Origin of the sequence: Streptomyces sp. IBSBF 3136, assembly GCF_036815105.1 — a bacterium.
Lineage (GTDB): Bacteria > Actinomycetota > Actinomycetes > Streptomycetales > Streptomycetaceae > Streptomyces.
Map to the genome: position 1 here is coordinate 24,532 of NZ_JAJSZC010000033.1, position 24,062 is coordinate 48,593.

At 71.5% G+C, this 24,062-nt stretch carries 22 protein-coding genes, 2 tRNA genes and 1 pseudogene; 19 read left to right on the plus strand and 6 right to left on the minus strand.

Going from position 1 to position 24,062, the window contains the following annotated elements; genetic code table 11:
- Positions 1-8 precede the first annotated feature (8 nt).
- Entirely contained in the window at positions 9-1,220 is a 1,212-nt protein-coding gene (locus tag V7E45_RS10290; RefSeq protein WP_333773785.1) for a glycosyltransferase family 2 protein, read from the plus strand.
- 18 nt (positions 1,221-1,238) lie between these two features.
- Here V7E45_RS10290 and V7E45_RS10295 read toward each other — a convergent pair whose 3' ends face one another.
- Positions 1,239-2,645, minus strand: a complete 1,407-nt coding sequence (locus V7E45_RS10295; protein WP_333773786.1) for a polysaccharide pyruvyl transferase family protein — start codon at positions 2,643-2,645, stop codon at positions 1,239-1,241.
- 212 nt (positions 2,646-2,857) lie between these two features.
- Between V7E45_RS10295 and proB the strand changes: the two genes are divergently transcribed.
- The 5 genes from proB (at position 2,858) to V7E45_RS10320 (ending at position 7,775) form a co-directional block, all read left to right on the plus strand.
- A complete protein-coding gene (gene proB / locus V7E45_RS10300; protein WP_333773806.1) occupies positions 2,858-3,964 on the plus strand; it encodes a glutamate 5-kinase in 1,107 nt (368 codons plus the stop codon).
- A 169-nt stretch (positions 3,965-4,133) separates the two neighbouring features.
- Positions 4,134-4,568 (plus strand): hypothetical protein, encoded by a 435-nt coding sequence (locus V7E45_RS10305; RefSeq protein WP_333773787.1) that lies wholly within the window; start codon positions 4,134-4,136, stop codon positions 4,566-4,568.
- Between the two features lie 106 nt (positions 4,569-4,674).
- Positions 4,675-5,961 carry a glutamate-5-semialdehyde dehydrogenase gene (locus V7E45_RS10310; protein ID WP_333773788.1) on the plus strand — a complete coding sequence of 429 codons (1,287 nt, stop codon included), beginning with the start codon at positions 4,675-4,677 and terminating at the stop codon, positions 5,959-5,961.
- A gap of 84 nt (positions 5,962-6,045) precedes the next feature.
- A complete protein-coding gene (locus tag V7E45_RS10315; protein ID WP_443056002.1) occupies positions 6,046-6,615 on the plus strand; it encodes an SCO2584 family spore wall biosynthesis protein in 570 nt (189 codons plus the stop codon).
- 89 nt (positions 6,616-6,704) lie between these two features.
- Positions 6,705-7,775, plus strand: a complete 1,071-nt coding sequence (locus V7E45_RS10320) for an SCO2583 family membrane protein (RefSeq protein ID WP_333773790.1) — start codon at positions 6,705-6,707, stop codon at positions 7,773-7,775.
- A gap of 48 nt (positions 7,776-7,823) precedes the next feature.
- Here the strand turns inward: V7E45_RS10320 and V7E45_RS10325 are convergent, their stop codons facing one another.
- The gene (locus tag V7E45_RS10325; protein WP_333773791.1) at positions 7,824-8,978 is read right to left on the minus strand and encodes a M48 family metallopeptidase; all 1,155 of its coding nucleotides are present in this window, start codon (positions 8,976-8,978) and stop codon (positions 7,824-7,826) included.
- 109 nt (positions 8,979-9,087) lie between these two features.
- On the opposite strand from V7E45_RS10325, the gene V7E45_RS10330 reads away from it, so the two are divergent.
- The 9 genes from V7E45_RS10330 (at position 9,088) to V7E45_RS10370 (ending at position 14,244) form a co-directional block, all read left to right on the plus strand.
- Entirely contained in the window at positions 9,088-9,249 is a 162-nt protein-coding gene (locus V7E45_RS10330; protein ID WP_333773792.1) for a hypothetical protein, read from the plus strand.
- A gap of 142 nt (positions 9,250-9,391) precedes the next feature.
- A complete protein-coding gene (locus V7E45_RS10335; protein ID WP_333773793.1) occupies positions 9,392-9,547 on the plus strand; it encodes a hypothetical protein in 156 nt (51 codons plus the stop codon).
- Positions 9,548-9,602: 55 nt separating this feature from the next.
- Complete coding sequence (gene nadD / locus V7E45_RS10340; RefSeq protein WP_333773794.1) at positions 9,603-10,337, plus strand: nicotinate-nucleotide adenylyltransferase; 735 nt, start codon at positions 9,603-9,605, stop codon at positions 10,335-10,337.
- A 16-nt stretch (positions 10,338-10,353) separates the two neighbouring features.
- The gene (locus V7E45_RS10345) at positions 10,354-12,147 is read left to right on the plus strand and encodes an LCP family protein (RefSeq protein ID WP_333773795.1); all 1,794 of its coding nucleotides are present in this window, start codon (positions 10,354-10,356) and stop codon (positions 12,145-12,147) included.
- 102 nt (positions 12,148-12,249) lie between these two features.
- Positions 12,250-12,693, plus strand: a complete 444-nt coding sequence (rsfS, locus tag V7E45_RS10350; protein WP_333773796.1) for a ribosome silencing factor — start codon at positions 12,250-12,252, stop codon at positions 12,691-12,693.
- Entirely contained in the window at positions 12,693-13,361 is a 669-nt protein-coding gene (locus tag V7E45_RS10355; protein WP_333773797.1) for a histidine phosphatase family protein, read from the plus strand. Before rsfS ends, V7E45_RS10355 begins: the two co-directional genes overlap by 1 nt.
- A gap of 107 nt (positions 13,362-13,468) precedes the next feature.
- Positions 13,469-13,541: transfer RNA gene (locus V7E45_RS10360), tRNA-Ala, on the plus strand.
- A gap of 292 nt (positions 13,542-13,833) precedes the next feature.
- Positions 13,834-14,007, plus strand: coding sequence for a hypothetical protein (locus tag V7E45_RS10365; protein ID WP_333773798.1), 174 nt, complete (start codon positions 13,834-13,836; stop codon positions 14,005-14,007).
- Positions 14,008-14,010: 3 nt separating this feature from the next.
- Positions 14,011-14,244 (plus strand): hypothetical protein, encoded by a 234-nt coding sequence (locus tag V7E45_RS10370; protein ID WP_006136074.1) that lies wholly within the window; start codon positions 14,011-14,013, stop codon positions 14,242-14,244.
- Here V7E45_RS10370 and V7E45_RS10375 read toward each other — a convergent pair.
- Positions 14,223-15,443 carry a glycosyltransferase 87 family protein gene (locus tag V7E45_RS10375; protein ID WP_333773799.1) on the minus strand — a complete coding sequence of 407 codons (1,221 nt, stop codon included), beginning with the start codon at positions 15,441-15,443 and terminating at the stop codon, positions 14,223-14,225. The genes V7E45_RS10370 and V7E45_RS10375 overlap by 22 nt on opposite strands.
- 114 nt (positions 15,444-15,557) lie before the next feature.
- On the opposite strand from V7E45_RS10375, the gene V7E45_RS10380 reads away from it, so the two are divergent.
- Positions 15,558-15,630: transfer RNA gene (locus tag V7E45_RS10380), tRNA-Ala, on the plus strand.
- A gap of 144 nt (positions 15,631-15,774) precedes the next feature.
- Here the strand turns inward: V7E45_RS10380 and V7E45_RS10385 are convergent.
- On the minus strand, positions 15,775-17,385 hold the full coding sequence (locus tag V7E45_RS10385) for an NADH-ubiquinone oxidoreductase-F iron-sulfur binding region domain-containing protein (protein ID WP_333773800.1): 1,611 nt from the start codon (positions 17,383-17,385) through the stop codon (positions 15,775-15,777).
- On the minus strand, positions 17,382-18,665 hold the full coding sequence (locus V7E45_RS10390; RefSeq protein ID WP_333773801.1) for a cytochrome b/b6 domain-containing protein: 1,284 nt from the start codon (positions 18,663-18,665) through the stop codon (positions 17,382-17,384). The genes V7E45_RS10385 and V7E45_RS10390 overlap by 4 nt, the downstream gene beginning before the upstream one ends.
- Positions 18,666-19,067: 402 nt before the next feature.
- Between V7E45_RS10390 and leuS the strand changes: the two genes are divergently transcribed.
- The 3 genes from leuS (at position 19,068) to V7E45_RS10405 (ending at position 23,735) form a co-directional block, all read left to right on the plus strand.
- On the plus strand, positions 19,068-21,950 hold the full coding sequence (leuS, locus tag V7E45_RS10395) for a leucine--tRNA ligase (RefSeq protein ID WP_333773802.1): 2,883 nt from the start codon (positions 19,068-19,070) through the stop codon (positions 21,948-21,950).
- Between the two features lie 183 nt (positions 21,951-22,133).
- Entirely contained in the window at positions 22,134-22,817 is a 684-nt protein-coding gene (locus V7E45_RS10400) for a hypothetical protein (RefSeq protein WP_333773803.1), read from the plus strand.
- 72 nt (positions 22,818-22,889) lie between these two features.
- Positions 22,890-23,735 (plus strand): DegV family protein, encoded by an 846-nt coding sequence (locus V7E45_RS10405; protein WP_333773804.1) that lies wholly within the window; start codon positions 22,890-22,892, stop codon positions 23,733-23,735.
- Between the two features lie 136 nt (positions 23,736-23,871).
- Here the strand turns inward: V7E45_RS10405 and V7E45_RS10410 are convergent.
- Positions 23,872-24,062: pseudogene (locus tag V7E45_RS10410) on the minus strand (hypothetical protein); the annotation flags it as partial.

The window sequence follows — 24,062 nt, forward strand, 5'->3', positions numbered from 1 at the left end:
GGGGAAACGTGACCGTCGAGACGCAGCCTGATGTCAGCGTGATCATCGGGGCGTACGAGGCGATGCCCTACCTGGTCGAGTGCCTGGCGTCCGTCGAGGCCCAGACCATCGACCCGGCCCGCATGGAGGTCATCGCCGTCGACGACGGCTCCACGGACGGCACGGGGGAGTACCTGGAGGAGTTCGCGGCCCGCGCCCCCATGCCGGTCACCGTCATCCGGCAGGACAACTCCGGCGGACCCAGCGGCCCGCGCAACGTCGGCCTCGACAAGGCGGCCGGACGCTACGTCTTCTTCCTCGACGCCGACGACCGGCTCGGCTCCGAGGCCCTGGAGCGCATGGTCGCCATGGCCGACCGCAACGGCACCGACGTCGTCCTCGGCCGGGTCGAAGGCATCAACCGCATCGCGCCGAAGTCGATGTGGGGCCGGTCGCTCGACCGGACCGACGTCCACTCCTCCAACATCAAGTTCACGCTGAGCGCGCAGAAACTCTTCCGCCGCGCCCTGCTGGACCGGCACGGCATGCGCTTCGACGAGTCCCTGTGGACCGGCGAGGACGCGCTCTTCACCATGGAGGCGTACCTGCGGGCCGACGGCGTCTCCGTGCTCGCCGACTACACCTGCTACTACCTGGTGGGCCGTGAGGACGGCAAGCACGTGACGAAGAGCGGCGGCTACACGCTCCGCTTCGACTCCGCGCGCGCCCTGATGCGGCTGATCGCCGACATGGTCCCGGCGGGCGCCAGGCGCGACAGCCTCATGGTCCGGCCCTTCCTCATCACCCTGCTGCCGCAGTTCGGGCCGAAGTTCCTCAAGGACGGAGAGGACGTCCGCCGGCACAAGCTCGAACTGGCCAAGCCGCTGATGGACGCCTACTGGACGCCCGAGGTGGCCCGCCGGCTCAAGGTGCACGAGCGGCTGCGGCTGCACCTGGTCCACCAGCAGCGCCCGGACCTGCTGCTGGACGTCGTGGAGTTCGTGAAGGCGAAGAAGCAGGCCGCGGCCGTCCTGGAGCGGCGCGGAACCCGTGTGTACCTCGTCTACCCGCACTTCAGGTCGGCGGCCGGAATCCCCGACCACGTCTACCTCGCCGAACCCCGTGAGGCCCGCGCCTTCGACGGCTACCGGGAGGCCGCCGCCAACTCCTTCCTGCGCCGTGCGCTGCGCAAGGTCCGGCGGATGCTGCCCAGCGCGGGCGTCGGAACGGCGGCGGCCTGACGGCGGTGCCCGCCGCGGCTACTGACGGCCCGACTGCAGCGCCCGGCCCACCACCCGGCGGGCCCGCCGGTAGACGGAGGCCGCGGGGGCGGGCACCGCGCCCTGCGCCTTCCTGGTCCGCGCCAGCTCCCGCCTCAACTGGGTGTTTTCATCGCTCAGTTCGCTGACCCGGGTGTGCAGCCAGCCGAACCGGCTGCTGAGCGACGCGAGGTCGACGTCGTTCCAGGGGCGCACCCCGGGCGGGAACGACAGCGACGCCATCCGTTCCTCGAAGGCCGCACCGCCGTCGCCGTGCGTGAAGGTGTTCCGCAGTCCGTTCTTGTCGAGGAACCCGACGAACCGGTCGAAACGCTCGCGGTGGTTGCCGGTCAGTCCGCTGAGGTCGGCCTGCTCGTACAGCCGGGCGGGGTCCGCCGCCTCCGGGTCCTTGACGACCTTGTCCAGCCGCTGGTGCGGGATCTCGAAGTACCGGCACAGCTCCAGCGTGCGCGAGTCCCCGCACAGCACCGTCGCCGGCGTGCCCGCGAGCAGCGCCGCGATGTTGCCGTGGATGCGCGAGCCGAAGGAGAAGTCGAAGGGCCGCAGCTCGTCGATCCAGGTGACCGGGTCGACGTACACACGGACCTTGTCCTCCCGGTACATCGGGTGGTCCGGGTGCGTCGGCATCGCCGTCACCAGGGCGTTCGGGTCGCTGAGGTCCCGCCAGTGCAGCTGTCGCGCGTCGCTGAGGTTCTGTCCCACGAAGCGCAGGTGCGGGTAGCGCTCGTGGGCGCGGCTGATGATCCGGCCGAGGCCCTGCTTCTTCACCGCGCTGTGCGAGCCGTTGATCGCGATCCGCGACTCGGCGGTCACCCCGGGCACCCGCTTGCGGACGTCGAGGGTGCTGCCGTACAGGAACAGCGACGGGCAGCCGATCACCTCCACGTCACGGAAGCCCATGTCCCGCAGGTACTGCTCGGTGAACTCGCCGCGCACCCCGATCGAGGCGCTGCGCTCCAGCACCGCCGAGCAGAACGCGCGCACCGTCGGCTCGATCTGCCGCAGCCGCGCCGGGTCGTAGCTCACCCCGGTCTGCGCGCCGACGCCGAGCACCACGACCGGGATCCTCAGCCGTGTGATCAGCCGGGTGAGGCGCTTCAGGGCATTCTCGAACGAGGGCCGGAAGGCGTTGGCGAGCGGCACGACGAACGCGTCGAACTCCGCGTTGATCCGCGCGGCGGCCGCCACCTCGGTGCGCCCGCCGTTGGAGACGACCTCGGTGCCCGGTGTCTCCAGGATCTTGTGAGCCGCGTCCTGGAAGATCAGGTTGCCCGCGTTGGTGGCCATCACGTCCTGGTGGAGAGCCTCCTCCACGGTGTAGACGTCGTAGGGGCTCTTGCCGGATCTGAGCAGAATGCGCTTCGCGGGGGGAACGGTAGGAGACACGATCTTCACGTTATGTTTGATCAGGCTTTAATTTCTATAACCAACCAACACAACCTTTTTGCCATACGCACGCCGTGATCGAACGGCTACGGAGCGGCCGTCCGGAGGCTGGACCGGTGCGCACCCCCCGGCCCCCTTCGCGTAGATTGCCGCACAGGCAGCCGGAACCGCGCGAGGGGACAGCAGGCAAGGTGGCAAGCGCAAGGCAGGCCGTGGGCGAGGCCCGCAGGATCGTCGTCAAGGTGGGCTCCTCGTCGCTGACCACCGCCGCCGGCGGCCTGGACGCCGACCGCGTCGACGCACTGGTCGACGTCCTGGCCAAGAGCCGCAGCGGCGGGGAGCGGGAGGTCGTCCTCGTCTCCTCCGGAGCGATCGCCGCCGGCCTGGCCCCGCTCGGCCTGCGCCGCCGCCCCAGGGACCTGGCCCGCCAGCAGGCCGCCGCCAGCGTCGGCCAGGGCCTGCTCGTCGCCCGCTACACCGCCTCCTTCGCCCGCTACGGCGTTCGCGTCGGCCAGGTCCTGCTCACCAGCGACGACATGAGCCGCCGCGCCCACCACCGCAACGCCTCCCGCACGCTGGACAAGCTGCTGGCCATGGGTGCCTTCCCGATCGTCAACGAGAACGACACCGTCGCCACCGACGAGATCCGCTTCGGCGACAACGACCGCCTCGCCGCGCTCGTCGCCCACCTCGTCCACGCCGACCTGCTCGTGCTCCTCTCCGACGTCGACGGCGTCTACGACGGCGACCCCAGCAGGCCCGGCACCTCGCGGATAGCCGAGGTGCGCGGACCCGCGGACCTCGCCGAGGTCGAGATCGGCAGCGCGGGCAAGGCCGGCGTCGGCACCGGCGGCATGGTCACCAAGGTCGAGGCCGCCCGGATCGCCGCCGCCGCCGGCATCCCGGTGGTGCTGACCAGCGCCGTCCACGCGGCGGAGGCCCTGGCCGGCCGCGACACCGGCACCTACTTCCACCCCACCGGCAAGCGCTCGGCGGACCGGCTGCTGTGGTTGCAGCACGCCTCCACCCCGCAGGGCTCCCTCACCCTCGACGACGGCGCCGTCCGCGCGGTCGTCGAGCGGCGCACGTCCCTGCTGCCCGCCGGGATCGCCGCCGTCGAGGGCGAGTTCAGCGCCGGGGACCCGGTGGAGCTGCGCGACGGCAGCGGGCACGCGGTCGCCCGCGGCCTCGTCAACTTCGACGCCAAGGAGATCCCCCAGCTGATCGGCCGCTCCACCCGGGAGCTGGCGCGCGAGCTGGGCCCCGCGTACGAACGCGAGGTCGTACACAGGGACGACCTGGTGCTGCTGCACTCGTAACAGTCGTAAAACCGCCGGTAAAAGGGGACGTAAGGACCGACCCCGCTGGGGGACGTTCCGTAAAACCGCCACGCGGAGCCCTGCGGCCTGCTCAACTTTGTCTCAGAGGCAGTCGAAGGGACAGGTTCCGACAGGTTCCGTCGAGGGGCATACCGTGAAGGAGGACGTCGTGAGACGAGTGCGCCCTGGGGCGGCGTCCCGCGGTGCTCTGACGAGCGTCGCGCCCGGGGACACCTACCAGGACTACGAGGAGCCCAAGGACCTGCCCCGCCTGTGGCACGTCACCCTCAGCGTCTCCGGTGACAAGGTCCCGCTGCCGGACCTGCGACGCGCCCTCGAACAGCTCGCCCACGACCACCCCTTCCTGCTGACCAGCAGATACGCGAGCGACCACGCCGAGATCCGGTACTGGGAGGAGGCCCGCGACCTGCACGACGCGGCCGCCGTCGCCCTGCGCCTGTGGGGCGAGCACCGGCAGACCGCCGGGCTGCCGGCCTGGGAGATCGTCGGCCTGGAGGTCATCGACCGGGAGACCTACCACCAGCGGATCGCCGAGGGATACGGACCCGCCCCCGCGACACCGGTCGGCGTCCACCCCTTCTGACGCCCCGCCCCGGGCCCGGCCCGGGGGCCCCGGGCGTCCCTTTTCACCCGTCTCGCGGTGTGGGACGACGGCTGAACGGCGCCGGGCCGCGCACTACCCTTCCCCCATGACCACGCTCTCGCCGTACGACTCCATGTCCCCGGTCACCCAGGCCGCCTACCGGGCCAGGGCCGCCGCCGCCGACCTCGCGCCGCTCCCGCGCGCCGCCAAGGACGACGCGCTGCTCGCCGTGGCCGACGCCCTGGAGGTCCGGACCGGCGAGATCGTCGAGGCCAACGCCGAGGACGTCGCCAAGGCCCGGGAGAACGGCACCAGCGAGGCCATCGTCGACCGGCTCACCCTCACTCCCGAGCGGGTCCGCGCCATCGCCTCCGACGTCCGCGACGTCGCGAAGCTGCCCGACCCCGTCGGCGAGGTCGTCCGCGGCTCCACCCTGCCCAACGGCATCGACCTGCGCCAGGTCCGCGTGCCGCTCGGCGTGGTCGGCATCGTCTACGAGGCCCGCCCCAACGTCACCGTCGACGCCGCCGCCCTCTGCCTGAAGTCCGGCAACGCCGTCCTGCTGCGCGGCTCCGCCTCCGCCTACGCCTCCAACACCGCCCTGGTCCGGGTCGTCCGGGACGCCGTCGGCGGCGCCGGGCTGCCCGCCGACGCCGTCCAGCTCGTGCCCGGCGAGAGCCGCGAGTCCGTGCGCGAGCTGATGCGCGCCCGCGGGCTCGTCGACGTGCTGATCCCGCGCGGCGGCGCCTCCCTGATCCGGACCGTGGTCAGCGAGTCCACCGTGCCCGTCATCGAGACCGGCACCGGCAACTGCCACGTCTACGTCGACGCCCAGGCCGACATCGACATGGCGATCGACATCCTGATCAACTCCAAGGCCCAGCGGGTCAGCGTCTGCAACGCCGCCGAGACCCTCCTGGTGCACCAGGACATCGCCCCCGCGTTCCTGCCGCGCGCCCTCGACGCCCTCGCCGGGGCCGGGGTCACCGTGCACGCCGACGAGCGGGTGCTGGCCTTCGCCGAGGGCTCCAAGGCCACCGTCGTCGAGGCCACCCCGGAGGACTGGGAGACGGAGTACCTGTCCCACGACATCGCCGCCGCCGTCGTGGACTCCCTCGACAAGGCCGTCGAGCACATCCGGCTGTGGACCTCCGGCCACACCGAGGCCATCGTCACCACCTCCCAGCAGGCGGCCCGCCGCTTCACCCAGCTGGTCGACTCCACCACCGTCGCCGTGAACGCCTCCACCCGCTTCACCGACGGCGGCCAGTTCGGCTTCGGCGCCGAGATCGGCATCTCCACCCAGAAGCTGCACGCCCGCGGCCCCATGGGCCTTCCGGAGCTGACCAGCACGAAGTACATCGTCACCGGCGACGGTCACGTGCGCCGCTGACCGACCGGCGCGAAGGTGTCTCAGCAGCCGGATGAATTTCCATACCGTCTGCCCAAATTGACCCCCCAGGTCTACTCTGGATCCGTGCCGGAGGACGTGGGGGGCACGCCGTTTTCCGACGGCTGGGACCCCGACGACGACCACGACCACGGGGTGTCGGACGAAGAGTTCGCCTCCGTGGTCTTCGACGAGGCCTTCGTACGGGCGGCCGTGGTGCACGAGCCGACCGCCGTCGAGCGCCTCCTGGCCGCCGCGCAGGCCAGAGCCGAGGCCTCCGAGGCGGAGGCCCGGCGGGCCCACGCCAGAGGCGAGCGCTACGACGACGGATACGGTCCCGAGGCGACCGATCTCGGTCATGATCGAGGCGACGAGTTCGACGACACCCATCCGCTCGACGACCGGCCCGGTGCCTTCGGCCCCTACGGCAAGCAGGTCCGCTGGCACCGGCCCGTCGCCTGGCTGCTCGCCCTGGTGATGGGCGTCGGCATGGTCGCGCTGGCCTTCGCCGCGGTCTACCGCGGTGCCTCCTCGAACACCCGCGACCGGGTGCCCTCGCCCGCCTCGACCGGCCTGGAACAGGGCGCGGCCTCACCCCCCTCCGCCTCCGCCGACACCGCCCAGCCGGCGGTCTCCGCGGTCCCGCGATCACCCTGAACAGGCGCTCACGGATGTGGTGAGAACCTGTCAGAAGTTGTCGTGCGGCCGGGCGTTTACCCGAGGCTCGTGAGACCTACCCTGAAGGTATGGGCGGGCCTGGAGACCCACCGGAGGGGACACCCGAGGGCGGCCCCGGCGGTGCGGAGGACGAATACCGATCCGTCGTCTTCGACGAGTCGTTCGTCCGCGCTGCCCGTATCCAGGAGTACTCGGCCCAGGAGCGCATGGCCGACCACGCGCCCGCCGTACGCCGCCGTACGCACCTGCGCCGGGGGCTGACCCGGCAGATCCTGATCCTCGCCGTGCTGATCGCCGTCGCCTTCGGCACCGCGATATACATGGGCGTCCGCCACCCGTACAGCTCCCCGGCCACCCGGCGCCCCGTCGAGGCCCTGCGGATGACCGTCATACCCCTCGTCCCGCAGGGCAAGGTGCCCGGCGCCGCCGACGCCGAGTACCTGTACGCGCACAGCCCCGCCGCACAGTTCGAGGTCGGCGCCACCGGGATCCCGCTGCCCGCCACCCGCAGCACCGCGCACTTCTCCGACAGCCAGGTCACGGCCGCCCTGAGCACCGCCCGGAACTACCTCGTCCGCAGCTCGCTCGACCCCGGCGTGCTCACCGGCCGCCAGGTCCGCCCGGCCCGGTCACTGCTCGACTCCGACCAGCTGGGCCAGTTCGAGCAGAGCTTCGACCACCCGGCGGCGGACGGCCGGCACGCGCCCACCGGCTGGCTGGTCCGCCTCGACCCTTCCCGCGTGCGGCTGGCCGACGACAGGATCCGCGTCCAGGGCACCCTGGAGGCCACCGAGGCCGACTCCGCCACCCTGGAGGTCGGCGCCCACACGATCTTCGTCTACGCCCTGCGCCCGGCGGGCGCGGCCGCCACGGCCTCCGTGTCCCTGTTCACCGTCCGCCGCGACCTGACCTTCCGCTTCGACCGTGACGACCTGCGCCTGGGCGAACTCCAGGTGGTCGCCTCCTCCGCCCAGGCGGGCCCCATGTCCTGCGCCGAGGACGCCACCTCCTACCTGCGTCCCCTGCTGTCCGGCCAGACCGCCCGGGCGGGCGGCCCGGCTGGCACCGACCCCTTCGCGACCGACAGCACCACGGCCCTGTGCGGCACGCTGTCCGCCGGGGCCCAGCCGAAGGTCTGAGCGCCCGGTGCGCCCGGTGCGCCAGGTGTGCTGTGCCGGGTGCGTCGGTCAGGAGGAGGGCCGGGTGTCCCGCGGCCCCTCTCCGTCCCACGGCTCCTCCCCGCCCCGTGAGTCCTTGCCCCGTGAGTCCTCGCCCCGCGGGTCCTCCTCGGACGGCGGGGCGCTCCGGAAGCCGTCGAAGCCGCGCCTGACCCGGCCGCCCAGATCACCGGCCCCGCCCGCGAGATCCGTCACCAGCTTCATCAGCGGGTCCTTGGAACTCTTCACGTCCCCGGCGTAGCTCGCCGCGGACTCGCGGAACGAGTCGCCGACCGAGGTGTCCTTGTCCTCGCTGCGCCGCGGGTAGTGCCCGTCCATGATCCGCTGGTGGTCCCGCGACTCGGCCCACCTCTTCAGCTCGGCCGCCCGGACGGTGGCGAAGGGGTGTGAGCGGGGCAGCACGTTCAGGATCTTCAGCACGGAGTCGCGCAGATCGCCGCCGGCCTCGTACTCCTCGGCCTGCTCCAGGAACGCGTCCACGTTCATCTCGTGCAGGTGGTTGCCGCCCGCCATCTTCATCAGGCCGCGCATCGAGGCCCGCAGGTCCTGCCCCACCAGCAGCCCCGCCCGGTCGGCGGACAGCTCCGACTTGCGGAACCATTCCCGCAGCGCGGTCACGATCGCCATGATCGCCAGATTCCCCAGCGGGATCCAGGCCACCTTCAGCGCCAGCGTCGTCAGGAACAGCAGGACCGTGCGGTACACCGAGTGCCCGGACAGGGCGTGCCCCACCTCGTGCCCGACGACCGCCCGCATCTCCTCCTCGTCGAGCAGCTCGACCAGCCCCGTGGTGACCACGATGATCGGCTCGTCCAGCCCGATGCACATCGCGTTCGGCTGCGGGTCCTGCGTGACGTACATCGGCGGGACCTTCTCCAGGTCCAGGATGTAACAGGCGTCCAGCAGCATGGTGTGCAGGTGGGAGAACTGCCGCTCGGAGACCCGCACCGAGTCGGACAGGAAAAGCAGTCTCAGGCTGCGCTCCGGCAGCAGCCCGCTGAGCGCCTTGAACACCGTGTCGAAACCGCTGAGCCTGCGCAGCGCCACCAGGGCCGACCGGTCGGCCGGGTGCTCGTACGCACGCGAGGAGATCCCCGGGAAGCGCCTGCGCTGCCTGCTCGGCACACGCTCGTGCCCCGTACGCTCGCGGCCGTCGTCCGACATGTCTTCCCCCATGTGCGTGTGTGAGTGCCCGCTGTCCGTGCCCCGGAGGCAGGGGCCAGCCTAGGCGGAGATACCGTGGACGGGCAGTACAGCCGAAGGAGTCCACGTCATGGAGCACCGTCCCGCAGCCGTCCGGCTGACCGAGGCCGCCGCCGCCGTCCAACAGCACGGGTCGGGAAATCTGCTCCGGATCGTCATCGTCGTGATGATCCTCGGGTGTGTACTGACCGCCTGGTTCCTGCTCCGCGGGTACAAGCAGAAGGACGACTGAGCGGCGCGGAAGGTTCCCCGGGGGCGGCCCCGCGGGACCGGGCCGCGCACCGGTGGCGGAGTCGGGGTGATCGCAGGCGGACCGGCCGCATACGATGAGGCGACACCTTTATCCCGCCCACACGCGATTGGTCCTGCCGAAGATGAGCTTCCACCGCGCCGCCGCCCAGTTGGTCACCATCGCCGAGGAGCACGGCGGCAACCACGACAGCCTCAATCCGGCCCTCACCGGCGGGGGCGCCCTGTTCATCCTGCTGCTGCTCCTGTGGATCACCACCCGCTTCAACCGCGACCGCTGACCCGGACACCATCCCCGGCCAGGGCCCTCAGGCCGGGCCGGTAGGGTCTGCACGCATGGGAGAGCAGGACATGCCTACCGGTCCGGCGTACGAGACGGCCGCGCGCGCGGCCGACACCGCCACCGCCGCCGGCAGCGCCGATCCGGAGGCCGACCAGGTGAAGGCTCCGGCGTACGGGCAGGGCAACGGCCCCGCCCACACGGGCAAGCGCCGCCTCGGCGTCATGGGCGGAACGTTCGACCCGATCCACCACGGACACCTCGTGGCGGCCAGCGAGGTCGCGGCCCAGTTCCAGCTGGACGAGGTGGTGTTCGTGCCCACCGGTCAGCCGTGGCAGAAGTTGCACCGCAGTGTCTCCCCGGCCGAGGACCGCTACCTCATGACGGTCATCGCCACCGCCGAGAACCCGCAGTTCTCCGTCAGCCGCATCGACATCGACCGCGGCGGCCCCACCTACACCGTGGACACCCTGCGCGACCTGCGGGCCCTCAACCCCGACACCGACCTCTTCTTCATCACCGGCGCCGACGCCCTCGCCCAACTGCTGACGTGGCGGGACTCGGAGGAGCTGTTCTCCCTCGCACACTTCATCGGCGTCACCAGACCCGGACACCAGCTGACGAACCCGGGCCTGCCGGAGGGCGGCGTCTCGCTCGTCGAGGTCCCGGCGCTGGCCATCTCCTCCACGGACTGCCGTGCGAGAGTCGCCAAGGGCGACCCCATCTGGTACATGGTGCCGGACGGGGTCGTGCGTTACATCGACAAGCGCGAGCTGTACCGCGGCGAGTGAGCCGAGAGGGGCACCGGTGAACGACCGATACGACACGGGTGACGCCGGCCACGGCGCCGCACCGTACGAACTCGTCGGCTACGACGAGCACGGCCAGCCCGTGTACCGCCAGATCCCGGCACAGCAGGCGCCGCCGCAGCAGCAGCCCTACGACCCGTACGCCCAGCAGGGCTACGGCTACGACCCGTACGCCACGGGCGGCGGGCAGCGGCCGACTTCGGCCTACGACCCGTACGACACCGGTCAGCAGCCGGCCGCCGCGCCCGGCTACGACCCCTACGGCTCCGGCACCCCCTACGACCCCTACGGCACCGGTACGCACCGCACGGCAGCCCCCTACGACCCCTACGACCCCTACGGTCAGGCGGCCCCCGGCGGCCGGCAGCAGCCCCGGGGCGCCGAGCAGACCGCGTACATCCCGCAGCAGGCCGGTCCCGCCGACCGTGCGCAGCACCCGGGCGAGTACGGGGAGGACCACGCGGGGCCGGGGGAGCCGGCGGGACCTGGGGGAACCGGGGACGGGGACCGAGACCGGGACTACCGCACCGAGCAGTTCGCGTTCGTGGAGGACCCCGACGGTGACTCCGAGGACGTCATCGACTGGCTGAAGTTCACCGAGAACCGAACCGAGCGCCGCGAGGAGGCCCGCCGCCGCGCACGCGCGCGGGTCGTCGCCCTGATCGTCGTCCTCGCCCTCGTCGCCGTCGGCGGCGTCGGCTGGCTCTGGTACGCCGGGAAGCTGCCCGGTCTGTCCTCGTCCGGCTCGGGCACGGGCACGGCGACACCCGTGAGCGCCCAGAAACGCGACGTGATCGTCGTCCACCTGCACAACACGGGCAAGGGCGGCACCTCCACGGCGCTGCTGGTGGACAACACCACCACCAAGCAGGGCACCACCGTCCTGCTGCCCAACTCGCTGGCCGTGTCCGGCGACGACGGCACCGCCACGACCCTCGCCAAGTCGGTCGACGACGACGGCGCCTCCGGCACCCGCGACCAGCTCGACACGGTCCTCGGCACCGACATCCAGGGCAGCTGGCGGCTGGACACCCCCTACCTGCAGAACCTCGTCGACCTGGTCGGCAACATCGACCTGGACACCAACGCCGACGTGCCCGACCCGGCCGCCAAGAAGAAGGGCACCGCGCCGCTCGTCCACCAGGGCAAGGCTCAGACGCTCAGCGGCAAGATGGCCGTCGCCTACGCCACCTACCGTGCCCCCGGCGAGGCCCAGAACGCCCAGCTCGAGCGGTTCGGGCAGGTCATGCAGGGCGTGCTGCGCAAGCTCTCCTCCGACCCGGCGGCCGCCACGACCACCGTGCAGACCCTCGCCCAGATCCTCGATCCGCCGCTGACCGACAAGGACCTCGGCAGCTTCCTCGCCCGGCTCGCCGACCTCGCCAAGGGCGGCGACTACCGCACCGCCCTGCTGCCCGTGCAGCCCGACGGCACGCTGACCGCCCGCACCAGCGACAGCGTGGTGAAGGACATCCTCGGCGGCACCGCCAAGAGCCCCGACGCGGGTTCCGCGGTCCGGGTCTCCGTCCAGAACGCCACCGGCGTGAAGGACGACACCGAGAAGGCCCGCGTGGTCCTCCTCAACGGCGGCTTCACCTTCCTCGAGGGCGGCACCGCCTCCGGCACACGGACCACGTCCAAGGTGCTCTACGCCGACGCGGCCGACAAGGCGAACGCCTCCGACGTCGCCAAGACACTGGGGCTGCCCGCGTCCGCCGTGACCAAGGGCGGCGTCTCCTCCGGCGCCGACGTCTCGGTCGTCCTGGGCGGCGACTACAAGCCCTCCTCCTGACAGCGGCCGGGGCGCCCCAGGTGATGCGGTAATCACGTGGGGTGCCCCAGGCGGTCCGTGAGACCCTTGGTGTCAAGTGACCCCTTGACGGAAAGCCGTGTAGTGACCGCCACAGACCGTTCCCTTGAGCTCATCAACACCGCCGCCCAGGCGGCGGCCGACAAGCTCGCCCACGACGTCATCGCCTACGACGTCAGCGACGTGCTGTCCATCACGGACGCATTCCTGCTGGCCTCGGCCCCGAACGACCGCCAGGTCAGGGCGATCGTCGACGAGATCGAGGAGCGCCTCCTGAAGGAGCTGGGCGCCAAGCCGGTACGCCGTGAGGGCGACCGCGAGTCCCGCTGGATCCTCCTCGACTACGTCGACATCGTCGTGCACGTCCAGCACAGCGAGGAGCGCGTCTTCTACGCCCTGGAGCGGCTGTGGAAGGACTGCCCCGAGCTGAAGCTGCCCGCCGACGCCGAGGCCACCCGCGGCAAGGCCGAGGAGCACGCCAGGCTGCGGGACGCCGAGGCCGCCGAGGAGCCGGGCGGGGAGTGGTGATGAGCTCCACCGGCGAGGTGGGCGACCGCAGGGACCGCGGCCGCCGCATCATCCTGTGGCGGCACGGCCAGACCGCGTGGAACGTGGAGCGCCGCTTCCAGGGCACCACGGACGTCGAGCTGACCGAGACCGGCGTCGGGCAGGCCCGCAGGGCCGCCCGGCTGCTCGCCTCCCTCCGGCCCGACGCGATCGTCTCCTCCGACCTCCGGCGCGCCGCTGACACGGCCGCCGAGCTGGCCGCCCTGACCGGTCTGCCCGTCACCCGTGACGAGGGCCTGCGCGAGACCTACGCCGGCGTCTGGCAGGGCCTGACGCACGAGGAGATCCTCGCCCGGTACGGCGAGGAGTACACCGCCTGGAAGCGCGGCGAGGCGGTCCGCCGCGGCGGCGGCGAACTGGAGACCGAGGTCGCCGACCGGGCCGCGCCCGTCGTGCTGCGGCACGCCGACAAGCTGCCCGAGGACGGCACCCTCGTGGTGGTCAGCCACGGCGGCACCATCCGCACCACCATCGGCCGGCTGCTCGGCCTTGAGGCCCGGCACTGGGAGAGCCTCGGCGGTCTCTCGAACTGCTGCTGGTCCGTGCTCGGCGAGGGCGCCCGCGGCTGGCGCCTGCTGGAGCACAACGCGGGCACTCTCCCGGAGCCCGTCCTCGGCGACGACGACTGAGCCTGCCCACAGCCCGCCGTTCCGGGCCCGGGGACCCGGATTTCACTTTCCGGCAGGTCGCAGGCTAAAGTTCTTCTTGTTCGCCCCGCCGAGCGGGAAGAACGCCAGGGGCTATAGCTCAGTTGGTAGAGCGCCTGCATGGCATGCAGGAGGTCAGGAGTTCAATTCTCCTTAGCTCCACTGATCGCCACTCCCGAGTGGCAGAAGATCGGTGAAGAGGATCCCGTTCCCTCAGGGGGACGGGATCTTCTGCGTTCCGCCGGCGGATGATCTCGGCCCTTGCTTGAGTCACTCGGGCCCCGTCGGCGTATAGCTCTGCGGAGGCGTTCCCGGCGGGCGTGCGGCCCTGGTCGCGACGGCCGCCGGGGGGTCCGTGTCCGGACTGGTACTGAGGCGTCGCTGACCGTATTGGCCCGGCCGTGGCAGAATCAAACGGCCGGAAGGGGGCGCGGCCCGACGGGAGGGAGTAGCGATGCCTGCGAGCATCCTTGAGGAGGTCGGCCACCTCCTCGATGCGGCGTTGATACGGGACACGACCACCCGGCTCAGCTGCCCTTCCTGCGGTTCCGCACACGTGGCCCAGGTTCTCGGCGACAACGGCGGGATTTCCTACGTGTGCACGGCCTGCGGCCACAGCTGGAGCTGATCGATGGGTGCACACAGGCGAAAGTGCGACTGGTGCGGGAGCGGTACACCCATCGTCCGGGACATGGAGCCGATCAATCCCGACTACCAGTACTGGTGCGAGGAATGCGCGCGGGCGCTGATCATAAAAGGCGACCCGATCGAGACCTACCGTGAGCTGGAGGGTGAGCCGATCTACGGCCGTCTGCTCGAGGAGCACTGCACGCTCAAGAGGTTCTACTCCTTCGTCACCGCCTGACGCGCGAGGGAGCGCGGCCGGGACGCCGGGAGCGACGCCCGGGCGAGCACGAGGAACAGCGCACCGGCTCCCGCGTAGAGTGCGGACAGGGCCAACTGCGGACCGGTCAGGCGCAGTTCGGGTCGCCCGGTGCCGTGCGGAACCCACCAGGGGACGTACGAGCAGAAGACCAGTGCCGTGCCCACGGCGGCCGCCCGGCGTCCGCGTGTCCACAGCAGCAGCACGACGGGCACGCACCACACCCAGTGATGTGTCCACGACACCGGGCTGATCAGCAGCGCCGTGACCGCGCAGGCGCACACCGCCCAGGCCCGCGCGTCCCGCAACTCGGCCGCCACCGCCACGGCGAGGCCCAGGACCGCCACCACTGCCACGACGGCGAGCCAGAGCGCCCCGGGGTCCGGGGTGTGCGACAGACGCGCCAGAACGCCGCGCAGGGCCTGGTTGGCGGTCGCCTCCGGATACCCGGCCCGGTCCGGCCGGAACGCGATGTCCGTCCAGTACCGCCACGAGTCGTACGGCAGCGCCGCCGCCGCGAGCAGGGTCGCCCCGGCGAACGCCGTGGCCGCCCCGCGCGCGTGCCGCAGCCACGGCCCCCCGCGCCCGCCCACGCGGGCCGCGACGCCCGTGGCGAGCAGGAACGCCGGGAACAGCGCGGGCGTCAGCTTGATCGCGGCGGCGAGCCCGAGCCCCGCCCCGGCCCACCGGCCGCACCGGCCGGCGGGCCCGCGCGCGAGGTCCCCCAGCACCAGGGCGGCCAGCAGCAGGTTGACCTGGCCGTAGCGCACGGTCGTCCACACCGGCTCGCACCACACGGCCACCGCGGCCACCCACCAGACACTCTCCACGCGCGCGTGGCCGACGAGTTTCAGCGACAGCCGTACGAACACCACCAGCAGCGCGAGGTTCCCGGCCGTCGCCAGCGTGCGCAGGACCGTCGTGCCCGGCACGGTCAGGGCCGTGAACAGCAGCGCCGCGAACGGCGGATAGGTGGGAGGCAGGTGTGCCGTGGTCGCCCGCAGCGCGTACAGGTCGCCTCCCGCGCGGACGGCGGCGCCCTCGGCCCGGTAGACCAGCAGGTCGACCATCGTCACGTGCGCGGCCCGCTGGGCCAGCCAGAACGCCGCGAACGACAGCAGGCACGCGCCCACGGCCACCGGCAGCCGGCGCCGGTCTCCGGAGAACGCGATCACGGTCACGAAAGGGGACATTAGCGCCTGTACCGCGGCAGACCGGAAACCGATTTGGTGGTGTACCCCGGTGACCGTGTAATGTTGGCATCGCCGCCGGGGGAACCGGGCGGAACACCGCGAGGGGCTATAGCTCAGTTGGTAGAGCGCCTGCATGGCATGCAGGAGGTCAGGAGTTCAATTCTCCTTAGCTCCACAGAAATCGAAGGCGGACCATCCTCACGGATGGTCCGCCTTCGGCGTGTTCGACGGCACATGTTCCCGGCGTCCGCCCGGAGTCCGTCCGGTGTGGCGGGGGACGGCGGGTCACCCGCGCAGGGGTGACCCGCCGTCGGTTCGCTCAGCGTCCGAGGGCGCGGCGGCCGCGGCCCTGGGACAGCACGGGCAGGTTGCGCGCCGGCGCCTGCCCGCGCGTGTCCTCCTCGATGCGCAGGGCCAGCGCCGGGCAGCGGCGCACCGCGCGCAGCGCCTTGGCCTCCGCGTAGCGCGGCACCTGCGCCTGGGCCACGGTCGGGAAGCCGTCCGCGCCCAGTTCGAAGACCTCCGGCAGGATGTCGGCGCACAGTCCGTGGCCCCGGCACAGCGTCCAGTCGACGTAGATCTTCTGACGGCTGTTGCCGGCCTCCTCGGGTTCTCCGCCGCCCGGGATGCCCGTCGGGGCCCTGCCTCCCTCGAAGAGCGGCAGGACGCCCTCCACGGGCCGTCCGCAGCCGTTGCCGAGGACGTGGGCGGCCAGGTCGTCGGTGAACGCCTTGATGGTCGACTCCAGGAACATCGCCGAGCCGTCCGGGTGCGAACACGCCCCGCGCCGCTTGACGTTCTTCGCGACCTGCTTCAGCGCCTCCAGGGCGGCGGGCCCGCCTCCGTTGAGGATGTCCTCCAGGCCGCGCGCGGCCGCGGGCAGTCCTAGGTAGCAGGGGCCGCACTGGCCGGCGCTCTCCTCCGCCAGCCACTGGGCCACCCGCAGCGACTCGCCCAGCGGACAGGTGTCCTGAGTGATCGGCAGGATCGCGCCGGCGCCCATCGCGCCGCCCACCGCGTCCAGGGAGTTGCGGGAGACGACGGCCTCGTTGACCGTGGCCGCGTCGATCCACTTGCCGTGGTAGCCGCCGGTGAGCACACCCTGCGGCACCGGCGGGGCGCCGGCCAGCTGGAGCACGTAGCGCAGCGGCACGCCCGTGGGGACCTCGATCACCATCGGGCGGGCGACCGCGCCGGAGACCGTCAGCATGACGGTGCCCGGCTCGTCGTACAGGCCGGTGTTGCCGTAGCGCTCGGGACCGATCCGGGCGGCGATGGCGAGCTGGGCGAACGTCTCCGCGTTCGACAGCAGTGTGGGCGCCCCGCCGACCCCGCTCTGCGAGGCGCTGATCTTGCGGCCGGGCGGGATCGCCGGGCCGCCGTCGACCGAGCGGATCAGCGACGCGGCGGCGCCGGTGACCATGCGCACCGGGTTGCGCTGCACCCACGCGCGCAGTGCCGACCTGCGGCTGTTGCTCAGACCGCGCTCGGCGAGCGCGGCCTCCATGGAGCGCTGGGTGGACTCCCGGGTGACCCCGATCACGAGCGTGCGGGCGCCGAGAGCCTCGGCGCACAGCAGCGCACCGTCCAGGATGAGGTGCGGGGCACGGTTGATGAGCACCGTGTCCTTGCGGCAGGCCGGTTCGTCCTCACTGCCGTTGACGACGACGACCGGCCGTACGCCCCGTTTGATCGCCGTCTCGGCGACCGAGCGCAGCTTCTTGTGGAAGGGGAAGCCGGCGCCGCCGCGCCCCTTGAGGTTGATGCGCTCGGCGAGCTGGGCGAGCTGTTCGCCGCCCAGCGGGTCGAGCGGACCGTGCACCTTGAGGTGCATGGGCAGGTCGAGCCGCTCCACAAGGTCGAAGCCCGACGTGAGCACGGGAAGACCGACCACGCGGACTTCGGGTACGTCGGGCAGGGCCTCGTTCACCTATAGCCTCCGGAAGGCATGTTCCAGGGTTCGCCCGAACCCGGTGCGTCGTACGAGGCGCCGGGGTTTGTCTCGGTGGCGGGACCGCCGTTGAACGTGTCGTTCGAGTTGTACGTCCCATAGCGGCCGTTCGTCTCACCGGTGTCGTACACGTCACTCCGGCCGTAGCCGGCGGTGCCCGGATTGCCATAGGCCGGGATGTTGTATCCGGTGTCCTGGAGCGGGTCGTACGCCGACGGCGGAGCCTCGCCGACCGGCGGCGGCGACGGGATCGGCCAGCTTCCCGAGGTGCTGGACGGGCCGTCCACGCGCGGCATCGCCTCCGTGGCCTGCAGATCGATCGGCATCTCCATGTGCGTCGTCGGCCCGGGCGCGAACGGCTGCTGGGAGCCGGGGGTCTGCACCGCCCGGTAGGCGGCGGCGAACCCGGAGGCGGGCTCGCCGGCCGGGGCCATCGGGGTCTGGTACAGCGGTGCGGAGGCGGGGGCCTCGGCGGAGCGCGCCCTCGGCTGCCGCCGGCCCTCGAAACCCCCGGGGCCGGACTCGGCGACCCGGGAGCGGCTCGCCTCCAGGTCGTCCATGCCGGGCCGCTCGGAGCTGCCCAGGAGGGCGACGAGCCGGTCGGCGACCTTGCGCTTGACGGGACGCGGGGCGGACCTCAGCGCGAGGGCGCCCATGACGCCCAGCAGGGACAGGCTGTAGAGGATCGTGAAGATCGGCTTCGCCTGGCGGCCCGCGTAGAGGCCGTGGACCAGTGCGGCGCACCAGGCCGGATAGGCCAGCATGTGCATCGCCCGCCAGCGGGCGGCGACGGGGGCCGGTGCGGCGAAGTTGCTGCGCAGGGCGCCGGTGACGCCCACGAAGATCATCAGCAGGCCCGCCAGCGAGCCCAGGCCGACGAGGCCGCCGATCCCGGTGACGCCCAGGGAGAACGGGATGATCGCGGCGATCACCTTGGTGTGACCGAGCACGATCTTGGTGGTGATGTGCAGCAGCAGGAACGCGATCGAGGCGACCGCGGTCGTCCGGTGCACCGCCTGGCCGACGATCCGCTGGCGCGTGTTCAGGAAGATCCGGTCCTGGGCGAACAGGCCCCAGATCACCGAGCAGCTGAGCGACACCAGGGACAGCACGCCCGCGCCGAAGTTCAGGAACTCGCGGAACTGGCTGCCTCCCACCAGCACGATCACGGGTATGAGCAGCAGGACGACAGCGGACGCCACCCCATAGGCCGACCGGCCGGGTTTGGGGAGCGAGCTGTTACTACGACGAGTGTTCATGGGGGCAACTCCGAGCAGTTTCGGGAAAGCGGTCCCGCTGCCGAACCTTAAGTGGAGCCATACCGATCAGTACGAGGTTTGAGTTATTGCGTTGTTATCAAAGGACGAGACGACCACGTCGATGTCCCTTAGTAGCTGTTACGCGAAGTAATCTTTGACCTTCGTTCAGTTCTGGTCGGGTTCGTGGCATGTCCACAAGGCATACGGAAGCGCGTCGCGGCTTGCTCAAGGCCTGCGGTACCCTAGCGCCATGCGTGCCGTACGCCTTCTGCTTAGCGGGCCGCGCTGATCAGTACCGACCCCCGGTCGAACCGAGAGGTCGGCATCGGCGCGGCGTCCCCTCCTGTGCGAGGGGCTTTTTCATTTCCGCAGGCAGAGACGATCGATGGAGCTTTGAGGATCATGAGCGAGACGAACCCCGCTGCCACCGCTGCGGCGTCGGCGGAGGCCGCGCCGCACCGCTACACGGCCGCTCTGGCCGCCGACATCGAGGCACGCTGGCAGGACTTCTGGGACGCCGACGGCACCTACGGCGCGCCCAACCCCAAGGGCGACCTGGCGGGCGACCCGGAGCTGGTCGCGAAGCCCAAGAAGTTCATCATGGACATGTTCCCGTACCCCTCGGGCGCGGGTCTGCACGTGGGTCACCCCCTGGGTTACATCGCCACCGACGTCTACGCCCGGTTCCAGCGCATGACCGGTCACAACGTCCTGCACACCCTGGGCTTCGACGCCTTCGGCCTGCCCGCCGAGCAGTACGCGGTGCAGACCGGCACGCACCCGCGGGTGTCCACCGAGGCCAACATCGAGAACATGAAGGCCCAGCTGCGCCGGCTGGGTCTGGGCCACGACAAGCGCCGCTCGTTCGCCACGATCGACCCGGACTACTACAAGTGGACCCAGTGGATCTTCCTGCAGATCTTCAACTCCTGGTACGACGAGGAGGCCGGCAGGGCCCGTCCGATCGCCGAGCTGATCGCCGCGTTCGAGTCCGGTGAGCGGCCGGTCCCGGGCACCACGCGCGCGTGGAGCGAGCTGAGCGAGGGCGAGCGCGCCGACGTCCTGGGCGAATACCGCCTGGCCTACGCCTCCGACGCCCCGGTCAACTGGTGCCCCGGCCTGGGCACCGTGCTGGCCAACGAGGAGGTCACCGCCGACGGCCGGTCCGAGCGCGGCAACTTCCCGGTCTTCAAGGCCAAGCTGCGTCAGTGGAACATGCGCATCACCGCCTACGCCGACCGCCTGCTGGAGGACCTGGAGGAGCTGGACTGGCCCGAGGCCATCAAGCTGCAGCAGCGCAACTGGATCGGCCGCAGCGAGGGCGCCCGCGTCGACTTCCCGATCGACGGCGAGCGCATCACGGTCTTCACCACCCGCCCGGACACCCTGTTCGGCGCCACCTACATGGTGCTGGCGCCCGAGCACCCGCTGGTCGAGAAGTTCACCCCCGAGGCGTGGCCCGAGGGCACGCACGGGGTGTGGACCGGCGGGCACGCGACGCCGGCCGAGGCCGTCGCCGCCTACCGCGCGCAGGCCGCCTCGAAGTCCGACGTGGAGCGGCAGGCCGAGGCCAAGGACAAGACCGGCGTCTTCATCGGCGCCTACGCGACCAACCCCGTCAACGGCGAGCGGGTGCCGGTCTTCATCGCCGACTACGTGCTGATGGGCTACGGCACCGGCGCGATCATGGCCGTCCCCGCGGGCGACCAGCGTGACTTCGAGTTCGCGCGCGCCTTCGAGCTGCCGATCCACTGCATCGTCGAGCCGACCGACGGCCGCGGCACCGACACCGCCACGTGGGAGAACGCCTTCGCCTCCTACGACGCGAAGATCATCAACTCGTCCAACGACGACATCTCCCTGGACGGCCTGGGCGTCGCCGAGGCCAAGGCGCGCATCACCGCATGGCTGGCGGACAAGGGCATCGGCGAGGGCACCGTCAACTTCCGCCTGCGCGACTGGCTGTTCAGCCGCCAGCGCTACTGGGGCGAGCCCTTCCCGATCGTCTACGACGAGGACGGCATCGCCCACGCGCTGCCCGAGTCGATGCTGCCGCTGGAGCTGCCCGAGGTCGAGGACTACCGCCCGCGCACGTTCGACCCGGACGACGCCGACACCCACCCCGAGACGCCGCTGTCGCGCAACGAGGACTGGGTCAACGTCACCCTGGACCTGGGCGACGGGCCGCGGAAGTACCGCCGCGAGACCAACACCATGCCCAACTGGGCCGGTTCCTGCTGGTACGAGTTCCGCTACCTGGACCCGCACAACGAGCAGAAGCTGGTCGACCCCGAGATCGAGCGGTACTGGATGGGCCCGCGCGAGGGCCAGCCGCACGGCGGTGTCGACCTGTACGTCGGCGGCGCCGAGCACGCCGTGCTGCACCTGCTGTACGCGCGCTTCTGGTCCAAGGTCCTGTACGACCTGGGGCACGTCTCCTCCGCCGAGCCGTTCCACAAGCTGTTCAACCAGGGCATGATCCAGGCCTATGTCTACCGCGACAGCCGGGGCATCGCGGTGCCGGCCGCCGAGGTGGAGGAGCGCGACGGCGACTACTACCACCAGGGCGAGAAGGTCAGCCGTCTGCTGGGCAAGATGGGCAAGTCTCTGAAGAACGCGGTGACCCCGGACGAGATCGCCGCCGAGTACGGCGCCGACACCCTGCGCCTGTACGAGATGGCCATGGGCCCGCTGGACGTCTCCCGGCCGTGGGACACGCGCGCGGTCGTCGGCCAGTTCCGCCTGCTGCAGCGGCTGTGGCGCAACATCGTCGACGAGGACTCCGGTGAGATCACCGTCACCGGCGCCGAGCCCGACGAGGACACCCTGCGCGCCCTGCACAAGGCGATCGACGGAGTACGCCAGGACCTGGAGGGCCTGCGCTTCAACACCGCCATCGCCAAGGTCACCGAGCTGAACAACCACCTGACCAAGGCCGGTACCGCGGTGCCGCGCCAGGTCGCCGAGCCGCTGGTGCTGATGATCGCCCCGCTGGCCCCGCACATCGCCGAGGAGCTGTGGCGCAGGCTGGGCCACACCGACTCGGTCGTCCACCAGGACTTCCCGGTCGCCGACCCGCGGTACGTGGTGGACGAGACCGTGACCTGTGTCGTGCAGGTCAAGGGCAAGGTCAAGGCCCGCCTGGAGGTGCCGCCGGCCATCTCCGAGGAGGAGCTGGAGAAGGCCGCGCTGGCCGACGAGAAGGTCGTCGCGGCACTGGGTGGCGCGGGCATCCGCAAGGTCATCGTGCGTGCTCCGAAGCTGGTGAACATCGTCACGGCGTGAGAGCGCGTCCCCGCCGGGCGGTCCCCGGCGCACAGGTGACACCGGGTGCGCCGGGTGTGCGCGGGTCGTCGGGGTAGTCCCCTACGGGCAGGTTCGGGGTTCTTCCGGAACCCGGGGCCTGCCCGCTGCGTTTACCGTGGAGAGCGCGGCCGCTTGTGCCGTGCCGGTCGGAGGAGGAGCGTCATGGAAGCAGTGATCACCGTGTTCGCCCTGATCTTCCTGGCGTTCATCGGTCTCGGCACCTACGTCACGATCAAGGCCGTCGGCGCCGCCAAGCGCGGAGTCGACCGCACGATCGCGCAGGCCAGGCGCACGGTCGAGGACCACACCCTGCGCGCCAGGTCCTTCGCCCAGATCGGCCCGGCCGGTGAGATCGCACAACTCCGGCTGACCCTGCGCACCTCGATGCGGGCCACCCAGGACGCGCTGTACGCGGGCGCGGTGGAGGACGAGTCGCTGAAGGAGTCCCTCGGCCTCTTCGAGCGGCTCAGCGTGCACGGGCGTGAACTGGACGCCGATCTCAAGCGCCTGGAGTCCGAGCCGGACCGGGCCGCCCTCGCCGCGCTGCTGCCCGAACTGCACCGCCGCGCCGAGCGCATCACCCAGTCCGCCGACTCCCTGCGCTGGGCCGCCCGCGACCGGGCCCGCCGCTTCTCCGACGACGACCTGGACTCGCTGAGCACCCAGATCGACGTCGAGGCGGGCGCCCTGCGGCACTGGACCAGGACGGAACCCGCGCCCCCGCCGTGGCCCGAAGCCCCGGAACCCTCCACCGCAGGGGAGCGGCCGGCTCCCGCGATCACCCCGCCCGTGCAGCGCGCCGCCCACTCCTGGCAGAAGAAGCCGCGCCCCGAGAGCACCACATGACGGACCCGCTCCCGGTCCGGCCGGCAGGGGCCGGGCTGCCGCACGGCAACCACGACAGGTAACCTCCAGCTCATGTCCCGCCATGTCGCGATCGTCACCGATTCAACGGCCTACCTGCCGCCGCGGACGATGGAGCGCCACGGCATCACCGCGGTGCCCCTGACCGTGGTCCTCGGCGACCAGGCGCTCGAAGAGGGCACCGAGATCTCGACCCGTTCCCTGGCCCAGGCGTTGCAGAAGCGGCGCCCGGTCACCACCTCCCGCCCCAGCCCCCAGGTCTTCGCGCAGACGTACCGTCAGGTCGCCGAGTCCGGGGCGAGCGGCATCGTGTCCCTGCACCTGTCCGCCGAACTGTCCGGCACCTACGACGCGGCGGTCCTGGCGGCACGTGAGGCGCCGGTGCCGGTACGGGTGGTGGACACCGGGATGGTCGCGATGGCCCTGGGGTTCTGCGCGCTCGCGGCGGCCGAGGCGGCGGAGGCCGGCGGCACCGTGGACGAGGCAGTGACGGCCGCCGAGAAGCGGGCCGCAGGCACCACCGCCTACTTCTACGTCGACACCCTCGACTATCTGCGCCGCGGCGGCCGGATCGGCGCCGCACAGGCCCTGCTCGGCTCCGCACTCGCGGTCAAGCCGCTGCTCCAGCTCGACGGCGGCCGCATCGGACTCCTCGAGAAGGTCCGCACGGCGTCCAAGGCGATCGCCCGCCTGGAAGAGATCGCCGCCGACCGCGCGGGCGGCGCCGACGTCGACATCGCCGTTCACCACCTCGCCGCCCCCGACCGGGCCTCCGCGCTGGCCGACCGGTTGCGGGGACGGATCCCCGCCCTGGCCGACCTGCATGTCAGCGAAGTCGGAGCGGTGATCGGGGCGCACACCGGCCCCGGGCTGCTGGGCGTGGTCGTCTCCCCACGCTGACACCGGCTTTCCGGGCCGGCCGCCCGTCACTCGTACGAGTGACGAAGTTATCCACAACTGGTGTGTTGTCCCCGGGAATCGACCAAGATCATCGCCAATCGCCAGGATGTTCCATCCTCGACGCATGGCACTTCGATCACGCTCTCGCGCAGCCCTCCCGACCAGCGGACCCGGCCGCGGCCCCACCTCGGACGGCCGCGTCCGCCGCCGCCCCACCGACCGCCATCGCGCCCGCCACCGCGGCCCCGCACCCGCTGAGGAACTGCGCCGCCGCGCGGAACTCCTCTTCGGTGAACGAGCAGTGGAATGGGGGGAATCGGGCAAGGC